Source organism: Accumulibacter sp. (assembly GCF_029255125.1).
Taxonomy (GTDB): domain Bacteria; phylum Pseudomonadota; class Gammaproteobacteria; order Burkholderiales; family Rhodocyclaceae; genus Accumulibacter.
This window is the reverse complement of sequence record NZ_JAPUVR010000100.1, coordinates 223,858-236,233: the sequence shown is the minus strand read 5'-3', so window position 1 is coordinate 236,233 and position 12,376 is coordinate 223,858. Positions and strand designations below refer to the sequence as shown.

General features: G+C 66.2%; 12 protein-coding genes and 1 CRISPR repeat array. Of the genes, 2 read left to right on the top strand and 10 right to left on the bottom strand.

Annotated features, from left to right (window positions below):
- Positions 1 to 4 precede the first annotated feature (4 nt).
- The 8 genes from Q1L59_RS09445 to Q1L59_RS09410 all read right to left on the bottom strand — a co-directional run bounded on the left by Q1L59_RS09445 (position 5) and on the right by Q1L59_RS09410 (position 8,655).
- Entirely contained in the window at positions 5 to 1,252 is a 1,248-nt protein-coding gene (locus Q1L59_RS09445; protein ID WP_300331335.1) for a nucleoside transporter C-terminal domain-containing protein, read from the bottom strand.
- A gap of 18 nt (positions 1,253 to 1,270) precedes the next feature.
- The gene (locus Q1L59_RS09440; protein ID WP_300331332.1) at positions 1,271 to 1,897 is read right to left on the bottom strand and encodes a hypothetical protein; all 627 of its coding nucleotides are present in this window, start codon (positions 1,895 to 1,897) and stop codon (positions 1,271 to 1,273) included.
- 17 nt (positions 1,898 to 1,914) lie between these two features.
- Positions 1,915 to 3,894: an acetoacetate--CoA ligase gene (locus tag Q1L59_RS09435; protein ID WP_300331330.1), complete on the bottom strand. Its 1,980-nt coding sequence runs from the start codon at positions 3,892 to 3,894 to the stop codon at positions 1,915 to 1,917.
- A 38-nt stretch (positions 3,895 to 3,932) separates the two neighbouring features.
- Positions 3,933 to 4,340 (bottom strand): thioesterase family protein, encoded by a 408-nt coding sequence (locus Q1L59_RS09430; RefSeq protein WP_300331328.1) that lies wholly within the window; start codon positions 4,338 to 4,340, stop codon positions 3,933 to 3,935.
- Positions 4,341 to 4,425: 85 nt separating this feature from the next.
- Positions 4,426 to 6,219 carry an acyl-CoA dehydrogenase gene (locus Q1L59_RS09425; protein ID WP_300331325.1) on the bottom strand — a complete coding sequence of 598 codons (1,794 nt, stop codon included), beginning with the start codon at positions 6,217 to 6,219 and terminating at the stop codon, positions 4,426 to 4,428.
- Positions 6,220 to 6,283: 64 nt separating this feature from the next.
- Positions 6,284 to 6,949, bottom strand: a complete 666-nt coding sequence (locus Q1L59_RS09420; RefSeq protein WP_300331323.1) for an energy-coupling factor ABC transporter permease — start codon at positions 6,947 to 6,949, stop codon at positions 6,284 to 6,286.
- A gap of 21 nt (positions 6,950 to 6,970) precedes the next feature.
- Positions 6,971 to 7,903, bottom strand: coding sequence for an FAD-binding protein (locus Q1L59_RS09415; protein ID WP_300331320.1), 933 nt, complete (start codon positions 7,901 to 7,903; stop codon positions 6,971 to 6,973).
- Between the two features lie 2 nt (positions 7,904 to 7,905).
- Positions 7,906 to 8,655, bottom strand: coding sequence for an electron transfer flavoprotein subunit beta/FixA family protein (locus Q1L59_RS09410; RefSeq protein ID WP_300331317.1), 750 nt, complete (start codon positions 8,653 to 8,655; stop codon positions 7,906 to 7,908).
- A 257-nt stretch (positions 8,656 to 8,912) separates the two neighbouring features.
- Here Q1L59_RS09410 and Q1L59_RS09405 point away from each other — a divergent pair, with 257 nt between their 5' ends.
- Entirely contained in the window at positions 8,913 to 9,488 is a 576-nt protein-coding gene (locus tag Q1L59_RS09405; RefSeq protein WP_300331314.1) for a TetR/AcrR family transcriptional regulator, read from the top strand.
- A 52-nt stretch (positions 9,489 to 9,540) separates the two neighbouring features.
- Complete coding sequence (gene glpK / locus Q1L59_RS09400) at positions 9,541 to 11,058, top strand: glycerol kinase GlpK (RefSeq protein WP_300331311.1); 1,518 nt, start codon at positions 9,541 to 9,543, stop codon at positions 11,056 to 11,058.
- A 243-nt stretch (positions 11,059 to 11,301) separates the two neighbouring features.
- Positions 11,302 to 11,611: a CRISPR direct-repeat array (repeat unit 36 nt; unit sequence GTCTTAATCCCCTTCAGGAATTCGGGGAGGGAAAAC).
- A 150-nt stretch (positions 11,612 to 11,761) separates the two neighbouring features.
- Here glpK and cas2 (Q1L59_RS09395) read toward each other — a convergent pair.
- Positions 11,762 to 12,094 (bottom strand): CRISPR-associated endonuclease Cas2, encoded by a 333-nt coding sequence (cas2, locus tag Q1L59_RS09395; protein WP_300331308.1) that lies wholly within the window; start codon positions 12,092 to 12,094, stop codon positions 11,762 to 11,764.
- Positions 12,094 to 12,375: a CRISPR-associated endonuclease Cas2 gene (gene cas2 / locus Q1L59_RS09390; RefSeq protein ID WP_300331305.1), complete on the bottom strand. Its 282-nt coding sequence runs from the start codon at positions 12,373 to 12,375 to the stop codon at positions 12,094 to 12,096. The genes cas2 (Q1L59_RS09395) and cas2 (Q1L59_RS09390) overlap by 1 nt, the downstream gene beginning before the upstream one ends.
- Between the last annotated feature and the right edge of the window lies 1 nt (position 12,376).

Sequence of the window (12,376 nt, the reverse complement as noted above, 5' to 3'; positions counted from 1 at the left end):
GGGTCTACACCAAGAGCGCGACGACGCTCCCGCAGGACAAGGTGGCCAGCGTTCCCGAGATCAGCGTTCGCGGCCCGAGTTCGAGGATTTCGGCGCGCCGCTGCGGCGCAATCGAGCACATGCCGCCAAGCAGGATGCCCAGACTGCCGAAGTTGGCAAAGCCGCACAAGGCATAGGTCATGATGATCCGGCTGCGCGCAGTGAGTTCGCTCGCCGGCAGGCGCGCCAAGTCGAGATAGGCAACCAGTTCGTTGAGTACGGTCTTGGTGCCGAGCAGCGACCCGGCAGTTGCTGCTTCACTCCAGGGAACGCCGGCCATCCAGGCAAGTGGTGCCATCAACCAGCCGAGCATGCGCTGCAGCGAGAGAGCGCTGCCCGCCACCGGCGGCAGCATGCCGAGAAGCTGATTGACCAGGCTGACCAGGGCGACGAGGACGATCAGCATGGCGATGATGTTGATCAGCAGGTTGACGCCCTCGCTGGTGCCGCGCGTGATCGCTTCCATGGTGCTCTTTTCGGTGCTCGGCAACTGCCGGCTGCCGCCGGTCGGAGCCGCTTCCGGCGGGACCAGGATGACCGAGAAGACGATGGCTGCCGGCGCGCTGATGAATGATGCGGCGAGGATATGCCCCAGCGCGTCCGGAACGACCGGCGCCAGAATGCTGGCGTAGAGCGCCATCACGGTACCCGCGACGCCAGCCATGCCGCCGGTCATGATGATGAACAGTTCGCCGCGACTGACGCTGCCCAGGTAGGGGCGGATCAGCAGCGGCGCTTCGATCATGCCGACGAGAACGTTTGCCGCGGTCGACATCCCGACCGCCCCGCCAACGGCGAGTGTACGTTCGAGCAGCGCGGAAAAGCCGCGCACGAGCAGCGGCAGCACGCGCCAGTAGTAGAGCACCGCCGACAAGGCGCTCATCACGAGGACGACGGGGAAGGCCTGGAAGGCGAGAACAAAGCTTGCCCCCGGGGCAGTCTCGGCATAAGGCAGCGCCGCTCCGCCGAGGAAACCGAAGACGAGCCGCGTCCCCTCGCCGGTCGCAGCAACGACGGCGAGCAGCAGGTCGTTGCAGGCGGCGAAGACTTCGCGCGCGCCAGGCACGCGCAGGATGGTGACAGCGAGGACGAACTGGAGCAGCGCGCCACCGATGACCGTTCGCCAGGGAACCGCCGCCCGCCGAGCCGAGAGCAACCAGGCGACCAACAGGAGCAGGAGGTAGCCGACGGCGGCCTGCAAGACGGCGTTCATGCGGCCCGTCGCGGGCGCCTAGCGTGCCTTGCGCCCCGGCGCACGCGCCGCGGCGGCGACCTGTGCCGAACCGCGCGCAGCGACTACCGGTCGATCAACGGCTTTGCCGCGCGCTGTACTTGCCGGCGCGGCGCGCGTGACTGCCTTCGCCACCGGGCGTTCGCCGCTGCTGCCCAGGCCGCCACCCGCCGGTATGGCCGCGGGAGCTCGGTTGCCCTTCGCGCGCGCCGGTGCCGGTGGCGGAGCGGCGAGCGGTTCGCCCACATGGGCAAACTCCGGGCGCACCTGGCTCGCCTCGCGATAGGCCGGTTGAATCTGTGCCGCGGGCGTCGGCGCCACCTCGCGCCGTGCCGGCGGAGCGGTCGGTGGGCGCTCGCCGGCCAGGCGCTGGCCGTAGTTGCGCTCATACCGTTCGAGCAGGCGCTTCAGTTGCTCGCGGTCCGGGCAGTGCGGTGCAGACAGACAACGGCCGACGGCGTCGTAGACGATCGCCGGCGGCGGCACGCCGTCCGGCGCCAGCCACGCGCCGAGCGGTGGGCTGCCGGCGCTGCCGCCCGCCTGCGCTGCGCCACTGCGGAAAAGGAGCAGGACGACGATGAGAACGACCAGAGCAAGCGTAGCGCGTCGGGATCGGTGCAGGGTCATGATCGCGGGCGCGCTGATCAGTTCTGCAACTCGGGCCGCGCGCGATAGCCTTCGAGCGCTTCCGGGTTGGCCAGCGCCTCGACGTTCTTGACTGGCCGTCCATGCACGACGTTGCGCACGGCGAGTTCGACGATCTTGCCGCTCTTTGTCCGTGGAATGTCGAGCACCTGCAGGATTCTCGCCGGCACGTGGCGCGGCGTCGTGTTGTCGCGGATCTGCTGCCGAATGCGCTCGCGCAATGCATCGTCGAGCGTCACTCCTTCGCGCAGCTTGACGAAAAGCACGACGCGCACGTCGTTCTGCCAGTCCTGGCCGATGACCAGCGACTCGACGACCTCGGGCAACTGCTCAACCTGGCGGTAGATCTCGGCCGTGCCGATGCGCACACCGCCCGGGTTGAGAACGGCATCCGACCGCCCGTAGATGATCATTCCTTCGCTCGCGGTCAATTCGACGAAGTCGCCGTGACACCAGACGCCGGGGAAGCGGGCAAAGTACGCGGCATGGTATTTGGCGCCGTCCGGATCGTTCCAGAAACCGATCGGCATGGCGGGAAACGGCCTGGTGCAGACGAGTTCGCCGCGCTCGCCACGTCCGGCGGCGATCGGCTGTCCCTCGTCGTCGAAAACGGCCACCGCCATGCCGAGTCCGCGACATTGCAGTTCGCCCCGGTTGACCGGGAGCAGCGGACTGCCCAGGGCAAAACAGGAAAGGATGTCGGTGCCGCCGGAGATCGACGCGAGTTGCAGATCGGCCTTGATCTCGCGATAGACGTAGTCGAAACCCTCGGGCGCCAGCGGGCTACCGGTCGAGAAGATCGTGCGCAGCGCTTCCAGCCGGTGCGTGCGGCGCGGCTGCAGCCCGCTCTTGGCGAGCGCGTCGATGAACTTGGCCGAGGTTCCGAAGTGCGTCATGCCCTCGCTGTCGGCGTAGTCGAAGAGGATCGTTCCCGCTCGGCCGGAAGCCCCCGCAATGAATGGCGAACCGTCGTAGAGGAGCAGCGTTGCCTGCGAGGCCAGGCCCGTGACGAGCCAGTTCCACATCATCCAGCCACAGGTGGTGAAATAGAACAGGCGATCACCGGGAACGACATCGCCGTGCAACTGGTGTTCCTTGAGATGCTGCAGCAAAGCGCCGCCGTGCCCATGCACGATGCACTTGGGAACGCCGGTGGTGCCCGAGGAGAACATGATGAACAGCGGATGGGCAAAGGGCAGCGGCTGACAGTCAAGCTCGTCGCCGGCGAACGGCGCCAGAAAATCGGTCCAGCGCTGCTGGTTGCCAGCCGCTGCGCCGGCTTCGTCCGCCTCGTCGAGATAGCCGACGACGACGCTGCGCATCAGCGACGGCAGGCGTTCGGCGATCTTCGCGTTCTTCTCGCGGCAATCGATCGCCTTGCCGTTGTACCAGTAGCCATCGACGCAGAACAGCACTTTCGGTTCGATCTGACCGAAGCGGTCGAGTACGCCCTGCACGCCGAAGTCGGGCGAGGCCGACGACCAGATGGCGCCCAGCGCGGCGCTCGCCAGCATGGCGATCACCGCCTCGGGCATGTTCGGCAGGAAGCCCGCGACACGGTCGCCCTGCCCGACTCCGGCGGCGCGCAGCGCCTGCGCACAGCGCGCGACTTCACTGTAGAGCTGCCGGCGCGACAGGCGGCGCTTGACCTTGTCCTCGCCCCAAAAGACCAGCGCGTCTCTGTCGTCGCGCTGGCGCAGGAGGTTCTCGGCGTAGTTGACCGTGGCCTGCGGAAACCAGCGCGCGCCGGGCATTCGCTCGCCGTCCTCGAGCGCGATCGGCCCGCGCTCGCCGAGCATTCCGCAATGATCCCAGACCGTCGTCCAGAACGCCTCTGGCTGGGCAACCGACCAGCGCCACAAGCTGGCGTAGTCGCTGCACGCCGCCTGCCAACGCCGGTTGACCTCGGCCATGAAGGCGGTCAGGCGCGCCGCCGCCACGCGTTCAGCGCTCGGACGCCAGAGTTCGCTCGACTGCATCATTGTCTCCTCCCGTCTCGTCTGTCCTGGTCGTCGAATCAACCGGTCAACTGGGCGCGCAGCGCATCCGGTATCGGCACCGACTTGCCGCTCTCCACGTCCATCCAGACGATCTTGGCGTCGCCGGTGGCGTAGATCGTCTCGTCGCCGGTCAGGCCGATCTCGTAGTAGGTCGGTACGCTGCTGCGTCCGGGCTGGCCGCAGTACATGCGCACTTCAATGGTGCCTGGGTAGTTGAGCGGGACGAAAAAGGTGCACGCGGCGTTGATGATCACCGGCGCCGTACCGCGTGGCATGATCGTGTAGCCCAATCCCTCCAGATACTCGACCCGGCACTGCTCCATGTAGCGAAAGTAGATCGTGTTGTTGACGTGTCCGTAGGCGTCCATGTCGCCCCAACGAATGGGTATCACGCTGGTGTGGACGAGTTTGTGGTCGCTTTGCATCGGCTTTCCTGTGCGTGCCGGGTTTGGCCGCCGGCGGCCGCGCGGTGGGAAATCCACCGGCGGCGCCGGGCGGCGAATGACGAACTTAGAACATGTCTTCCGGCAGGGCCATCACCCCCTCGGCACCATCGGTGACGGTGCTCGCCAGGCCGGGCGCCTGCGACAGGATGTGATCGGCGTAGAAGCGGGCGGTGCCGATCTTTGCCACGAAGAACGGATCGCTGTCGCCGGCCGCGATCCTCGCCTGCGCGGCGAGCGCCGCGCGCGCCATCAACCAGCCGCCAGCGACCGTCCCCAACAGCTTGAGGAAGGGTACGGCACCGGCCGCCGCCGCGCGTACATCCGATCCGTAGGTGGCAACCAGCCAGCCACCGGCCGCCGCCAAGGCATCGACGCCGGTGCGCAGGCGGTTGCGGATGGCGACGAAATGCCCACCCGCTTGCTGCGCCAGATCGGCGTCGAGCGCGCGCATGGCCTCGATCACCACCTTCAGCGTCGACCCGCTTTCGCGCGCAATCTTGCGTCCGATCAGGTCGTTCGCCTGGATGCCGGTCGTCCCCTCGTAGATCGTCGAAATCTGCGCGTCGCGCAGGTGCTGCGCGGCACCGGTTTCCTCGACGTAGCCCATGCCGCCGTGTACCTGCACGCCAAGCGAGGCCACCATGACGCCGGTTTCCGTACTCCAGCCCTTGACCACCGGGATCATCAGGTCGACGAAAGCCTGATTCGCCTTGCGTTCGCCCTCGTCCGGATGGCGCATGGCCGCGTCGTGCGCAGCGGCGACGACGTAGGCCAGCGCGCGCGTCGCTTCGGCGTACGCCTTCATCGTCATCAGCATGCGACGAACGTCCGGGTGCGCGATGATCGGCACCTTCGGGCCGCCGCGCACACCGATGTCGGTGCACTGGATGCGCTCGCGAGCATAGTCGCGCGCCCGCTGGTAAGCGCGTTCGCACACCGCGACGCCTTCCAGACCGACGCCGAAACGGGCCGCATTCATCATGATGAACATGTATTCCAGGCCACGGTTCTCTTCCCCGACCAGATGGCCGATCGCCCCGCTGTGGTCGCCGAAAGCCATGATCGCGGTCGGGCTGGCGTGGATGCCGAGCTTGTGTTCGATCGACACGCACCAGGCGTCGTTGCGTGCGCCCAGGCTGCCGTCGGCGTTGACCAGGAACTTCGGCACGACGAAAAGCGAGATCCCCTTGACACCCTCCGGCGCATTCGGCGTGCGCGCCAGGACCAGGTGGACGATGTTCTCGACCATGTCGTGATCACCATAGGTGATGAAGATCTTCTGTCCGTAAATCTTGTAGCTGCCATCCGGCTGCGGCTCGGCACGCGTGCGCACGGCGGCCAGATCGGAACCCGCGTTGGGCTCGGTGAGGTTCATCGTCCCCGTCCACTCACCGCTCACCATCTTTTCGAGATAGGTCTTCTTCAGTTCTTCGCTACCGGACAGAACGAGCGCCTCGATGGCTCCGGTGGTCAACAGCGGACAGAGCGAGAACGCATGATTGGCCGCTTTCCACATTTCGCCGACCGCCGCTGCAACCACCTTGGGCAGACCCTGCCCGCCCCACTCCGGCTCGCTCGCCAGAGCCGCCCAACCGCTTTCGACGAACAGCTTGTACGCCTCCTTGAACCCGGCCGGCATGGTCACCGCCTTGTCGTGCCAGGTGGCACCCTCCTGGTCGCCCGGATAGTTCAGCGGCGAGAGCACCTCGAGGGCAAAGCGGGCGGCTTCCTCGAGAACGGCATCGACCAGGTCCGGCGTCGCTTCCTCGCATCCCGGCAACTGGGCAACTGCATCGAGGCCGGCAAGTTCCTTCAGCACGAACTGCATGTCGCGCAACGGGGCATAGTATTCACTCATTCGATTCTCCTTCTCGATTGGGGCAAGTCATCTCGCTACACCCGGCCGCTCGTCCGCCATGGCCTCAGCCTTGGCCGAGGTAGCGCTGGTCTTCAAAGCTGGTCAGCAGATCCGGCCGGTACACCACCAGCAGCGTGGTCAGCATGCCGGAGAGCCACGCCTCGGAAAAACCCAGCAGCAGAAAGTACGGCAGGTATTCCTCACCCAGGTACTCGCCGCGATACGCTCCGGCAAGGGCGAGAACCAGGCAGGATACGGCGCCAACGGCGAGCACCGCCAGCGCCGCAGCAAAAAAGCCATTACAAAAAATATAAACGAAGATGTGCTGCGGCAGCAGCCGCTCGACCAGCCGATGCAGCAGGGCACTGGCGGCAACGCCGACACCGGCCATCAGCAAGGCATTGACGGCAAACACCTGCCAACCGGCGAAACCGTTCAGCGTCACGCCGAAAAGGACGAGCGACAGGCCGACGAAAGCCAGGCGCCAGCCAAAGCACAGGGTCAGCACCGTCGCGCCGAGCAGATGCAGCGTCAGGCCGGGCTTGACTCCGGCCTGCAGGTGCCAGAGCACGAGCAGCGCGACGAGCAGGCCAAGAAAGGCGTTCAGGCGCGCGCTGTCGGCCAGCACGCGCCACGGTGCCCGACGCAAGGCGCGCGCGGCGATCAAGACAAAGACAAACCACGCCGGAAGCGTCCAACTCGTGTCGAGCAGGCCATCCGGCAGATTCATCGCGCCCGCGCCGTCGGCCGATCAGCCGAGTTCTGCCAGCAAGGCCGGCAGCACTTCGAAGAGATCGCCGACCAGACCGTAATCGGCGACCTGAAAGATCGGCGCTTCGGCGTCCTTGTTGATCGCGACGATCACCTTGCTGTCCTTCATTCCGGCCAGGTGCTGGATCGCCCCGGAAATGCCCACCGCAATGTAGAGCTGCGGCGCAACGATCTTGCCGGTCTGCCCGACCTGATAATCGTTCGGGACGAAGCCGGCATCGACGGCCGCGCGCGAAGCGCCGATCGCCGCACCAAGCTTGTCGGCCAAGGGCTCGATCAGCTTGTGGAAATTCTCGCCGTTACCCAGACCGCGGCCGCCCGCGATGACGACGCGCGCGGCGGTCAGATCCGGACGCTCGGACTTGGTCAATTCGCGTCCGACGAGTCGAGCAAGGGCCAGGTCCGGCCCGGCCGGCAGGCTTTCCACGGCGGCGCTGCCGCCCTCGCCGGCCGCTTCGAAAGCCGTCGCACGCACCGTCACGACCTTGATCGGATCGCTCGACTGTACGGTGGCGACGACGTTCCCGGCGTAGATCGGGCGAACGAAGGTATCCGGCGCAACGACGCCAATGATTTCGGAGACTTGCGCCACGTCGAGCAGCGCGGCGACGCGTGGCATGAAATTCTTCCCGCTGGTCGTCGCAGCGGCCAGGATGTGGCTGTACGCCGCCGCCTGCGCGACGACCAGCGCGCTCAGGTTCTCCGGCAACTGGTCGGCATAATGCGCGGCGTCGGCGACGAGCACCTTGCTCACCCCGGCGATCCTTGCTGCCGCCTGTGCCGCCTCGGCACAAGCGCTACCGGCGACGAGCAGGTGAAGTTCGCCGCCGATCTTCGCCGCGGCGCTCACCGCGTTCAGCGTCGCAGCCTTGATCGAGGTATTGTCGTGTTCAGCAATAACGAGAATGGCCATGGTCAGATCACCTTCGCTTCAGTCTTCAGTTTCAACACCAGATCGGCGGCATCGGCCACCTTGATCCCCGCCGTCCGCTTCGCCGGCTCGGCCACCTTGAGCGTCTTCAGGCGCGCCGTCACGTCCACGCCAAGCGCCGCCGGAGTCAGCGTCTCGAGCGGCTTCTTCTTCGCCTTCATGATATTGGGCAGCGTCGCGTAGCGCGGCTCGTTGAGCCGCAGATCCGCCGTCAGAACCGCCGGCAGCCGCACTTCGACAGTCTCCAGCCCGCTGTCGATCTCGCGCGTCACCGTTGCCTGGTCGCCGGCGACGGCCACCTTCGAGACGAAGGTCGCTTGTGGCCAGTTGAGCAGACCGGCCAGCATCTGGCCGGTCTGGTTGGCGTCGTCGTCGATCGCCTGCTTGCCGCAGAAGACGATCTGCGGCTGCTCCTTCTCGCACACCGCCTTGAGCAGCCTGGCCACCGCCAGAGGCTGCAGTTCGCCGTCGGTCTGAATCAGAATCCCGCGGTCGGCGCCGGTCGCCATCGCCGTGCGCAGCGTCTCCTGGCAATTGGCGACGCCGGCCGAGACGACGACGACCTCGCTCGCCACCCCGGCTTCCTTCAGACGGACGGCCTGTTCGACGGCGATTTCATCGAATGGGTTCATCGACATCTTGACGTTCGCCAGATCGACGTCGCTGCCATCCGGCTTGACCCGCACCTTGACGTTGTAGTCGACCACCCGCTTGACTGGAACGAGGATTTTCAAGTTTCTCTCCTTTTATCACTTACTGATGAAATCGTTGGGCGCGCCGCGCGCCACGCACTGAAAACGACGTCAAGCCGGCGATCTGCGCCGCACGTTTGACATCGCCGAAATCTCACCGGACAATAGGCCATACTTTCTGGTATGGACGGCGTACGGTACCGTATGGAAAGTCTCCTGTCAACACCGTCGCAACGATGGTGTCACGCGAAGCTGTGATATTGCCTCAGGCGAGGAAATCAGGAAAGGACCAGATCGGAATGAAGTCTTCGGGCGGCAGACCACGCACTCCTCTCGACCGTCACGAGTGGATCGAAGCGGCGATCAACATCCTTGCCGAACAAGGTGTCCAGGGCATGCGGGTGGAGGTGCTGGCGAAGAATTTCGGCGTCACCAAGGGCAGCTTCTACTGGCACTTCAAGGACCGGCAGGATCTCTTCAGTGCCGTGCTGCAGACCTGGCGCGACGGACGCATACGCGACATCAACAAGCAGACGATCGCCACCCCGGGCAACGAACGCGAGCAACTCCTGCACCTGATCGACGTCTATGGCGCGACGCGCAACCGCAAAGGCATCTCGATCGAACTCGCCGTGCGCGAATGGGCGCGCCGCGACGAACAGGCGGCCGCCATCGTCGCCGAAGTCGACGCCTGGCGCCTCGAATGTACGCGCAAGCTCTATTTGGCGCGCGGGCTGAGCGACGACGAAGCCAGGAGTCGCAGCGTCCTGCTCTACGCCTACGTCTTTGGCCAGAGTCTGATGGTCTGCGAGGGCTTCGATTCCCGACTGGCCGATTTCAAACGCTGGATCGCCGACCTCATCGTACACGCCTGAGCGCCGCCGGTCGGCTCGGCGCTCGTTCATCCCATGCCGCGGGAGCGCTCACATGTCACAGGCCCCTCATCAACAGTTCATCCTCGCGCTCGACCAGGGGACGACCAGCTCGCGCGCCATCCTCTTTGCACGCGATGGCAGCCTGCGCGCGCTCGCGCAGCAGGAATACGCGCAGCACTATCCCCAGCCCGGATGGGTCGAACACGACGCCGACGAAATCTGGCAGACGCAACTGGCGGTCGCCCGCAGCGTCCTGCGCGAGAACGGCATCAGCGCCAGCCAGATCGCCGCTGTCGGCATCGCCAATCAGCGCGAAACGACCGTCCTTTGGGAGCGCGCCAGCGGCCGCCCGCTACACCGCGCCATCGTCTGGCAAGACCGGCGGACGGCCGACCGCTGTGCCGCCCTGCTCGCCGCCGGGCACGGCGAACTCATTCGCCAGCGCACCGGCCTGCAGCTCGACGCGTACTTTTCGGGCAGCAAGATCCAGTGGCTGCTCGACCACATCCCGGGCGCGCGGGCGCGCGCCGAACGCGGCGAACTGGCCTGCGGCACGATCGATACCTGGCTCGCCTGGCAGCTCTCGGGCGGCCGGGCCCATGTGACCGATGCATCGAATGCCTCGCGCACGCTGCTTTTCGACCTCGAACGCGGCACCTGGGACGACGAACTGCTGCACCTCTTCGACATCCCGCGCGCGATTCTGCCCGAGGTCGTCGACAGCAGCGGCGAAATCACGCGGCTTGGCGCGGAATGGCTCGGCGCATCGCTGCCGCTCAGCGCGATCGCCGGCGACCAGCAGGCGGCGACCTTCGGCCAGGTGTGCCTGACGCATGGCATGGCCAAGAACACCTACGGCACCGGCTGCTTCCTGCTGATGAACACCGGCCGCCAGGCGATGCCCTCCGCGCACCGCATGCTGACCACGATCGGCTGGCGGCGCCAGGGGACGACGACGTACCTGCTCGAAGGCAGCGTCTTCATGGGTGGCGCCACCGTGCAATGGCTGCGCGACGAACTCGGAGTGATCGCGCACGCGAACGAAATCGAGCCCTTGGCCAGGTCGGTCGCGGACAGCGGCGGCGTCTTTCTCGTTCCCGCGCACAGCGGGCTCGGCGCGCCGTACTGGGATCCCTACGCGCGCGGCGCACTGCTCGGCCTCACACGCGGCAGCACACGCGCGCACCTCGCGCGCGCCGCGCTCGAAGCGATCGCTTTCCAGAGCGCCGAAGTGCTCGCCGCGATGGAAATGGACGCCGGCCAGAGTCTGCGCGAACTGCGCGTCGACGGCGGCGCAGCACGCAACAACCTGCTGCTGCAATTTCAGGCCGACCTGCTCGGCGTACCGGTCGTTCGTCCGTCGATCACCGAAACCACCGCACTCGGCGCCGCCTATCTCGCCGGGCTGGCCGTCGGCTTCTGGCACGATGAAGACGAGCTGGCGGCGATGTGGCACAGCGACCGGCGCTTCGAACCGGCGATGTCGGCCGACCAGCGCGCCACGCTGCTCGCCGGCTGGCGGCGCGCCGTCGAACGCTGCCGCGACTGGGCGAGGAATCACGCCGCATAGATCGTCGCTTCGCACGACCCAGGCTTGCTCGATAGAGGGGAAACCCTCAGCAGACAAGACCGCCTTGCCCTTGGCCAGCCGGCGATCGCCGACCCCTGTCAGCTCGGCAATACCGAGTTCCTCCTGCCGGATCGGCGACAGGCTCACGACCGGCGATCCGCCAAAGCCGGTGCCGCTCCCTGAACACGGCCGCACCCGGCCGGCCGCTCTCGCGGCTTACCTTCGGGACGCGCAGCGCCAAGGACCGTCCCCCGCAGGAAGGATTCGGGGAGGGAAAACCTCGCGTGGTTTATGCACCGATTCCCAGATGGGTCTTAATCCCCTTCAGGAATTCGGGGAGGGAAAACCGATGCTGATAGCCTTCGCAACAGCGGACACGAGTCTTAATCCCCTTCAGGAATTCGGGGAGGGAAAACGTTCCGAAGGTGGGTTTAGGACAGCGGGAGATAGTCTTAATCCCCTTCAGGAATTCGGGGAGGGAAAACACAATTTTACTTTAGATACCCCCGAATATCAGGTCTTAATCCCCTTCAGGAATTCGGGGAGGGAAAACTCTAACGCTGGGAAGGCGCTTGTGGCAAGGGTTTGCGGGGGGGAAATCTGCGCCCTTGTGGGGAATAGGACAGAGGCATTCCCCGGATCGCCTGAAAATGGGGTTTTTTCCTTTTCTATCCGCTTGCTGCGCGCTTTTCGGCGAAGCCGCTCAGGAGAGGGCGTGGCGGAAGTCGTCGACGGGCAGGCCGCGACCGAGCGAGACGACATCGGCGTGGTCGCTTGGCGCCAAGGCGTAGAGCGCGATGCGATCCTCGCCGGCATCGATGCATGCCGCCAGCAGAGAAAGCAGGCGGCGGCGGGCGCGGGCATCGAGCCAGGCTTCGAAGACGCTTTCCTGGGCGCGCCAGGCGAAGGCTTCGAGTACGCGCACGACGCGTCGGCGACGGCGATCGTCGGCGATGTCGAAACAGACGATCGTGAATTCGACTGCCCCGCCGCGGCGGCGGTCGCCGCCGGTCGGCGCTGCGCCGCCTGCCCGCATCAGACGATCCAGAAACCGGTCGGACGCGGCGCACCCGCCGCCTCGCCGAGCGTCCGGCGGCGCGACGAGATGTTCCCCGCCAGCGGATAGGCGCGCAGCGCATCGACGGTCGGCTCGATCAATGCCGCCGCCTCGGCCAACAGGGCGCGGAGCTCGAACGCATTGAGCCAGCCTTCGAAGACGCTCTCCTGCACGCGCACCGCGCGTCGGCCGAGCGCCGAAGCCAGGCGGCGACGGCGAACGTCGTCGGCGATGTCGTAAGCGATCACCCACAGACGCATG

Bases quoted from the DNA above. Each gene is read 5' to 3' on its own strand.
- Q1L59_RS09445 (WP_300331335.1), bottom strand. From the start codon at position 1,252: ATGAACGCCGTCTTGCAGGCCGCCGTCGGCTACCTCCTGCTCCTGTTG.
- Q1L59_RS09440 (WP_300331332.1), bottom strand. From the start codon at position 1,897: ATGACCCTGCACCGATCCCGACGCGCTACGCTTGCTCTGGTCGTTCTC.
- Q1L59_RS09435 (WP_300331330.1), bottom strand. From the start codon at position 3,894: ATGCAGTCGAGCGAACTCTGGCGTCCGAGCGCTGAACGCGTGGCGGCG.
- Q1L59_RS09430 (WP_300331328.1), bottom strand. From the start codon at position 4,340: ATGCAAAGCGACCACAAACTCGTCCACACCAGCGTGATACCCATTCGT.
- Q1L59_RS09425 (WP_300331325.1), bottom strand. From the start codon at position 6,219: ATGAGTGAATACTATGCCCCGTTGCGCGACATGCAGTTCGTGCTGAAG.
- Q1L59_RS09420 (WP_300331323.1), bottom strand. From the start codon at position 6,949: ATGAATCTGCCGGATGGCCTGCTCGACACGAGTTGGACGCTTCCGGCG.
- Q1L59_RS09415 (WP_300331320.1), bottom strand. From the start codon at position 7,903: ATGGCCATTCTCGTTATTGCTGAACACGACAATACCTCGATCAAGGCT.
- Q1L59_RS09405 (WP_300331314.1), top strand. From the start codon at position 8,913: ATGAAGTCTTCGGGCGGCAGACCACGCACTCCTCTCGACCGTCACGAG.
- glpK (WP_300331311.1), top strand. From the start codon at position 9,541: ATGTCACAGGCCCCTCATCAACAGTTCATCCTCGCGCTCGACCAGGGG.
- cas2 (WP_300331308.1), bottom strand. From the start codon at position 12,094: ATGCGGGCAGGCGGCGCAGCGCCGACCGGCGGCGACCGCCGCCGCGGC.
- cas2 (WP_300331305.1), bottom strand. From the start codon at position 12,375: ATGCGTCTGTGGGTGATCGCTTACGACATCGCCGACGACGTTCGCCGT.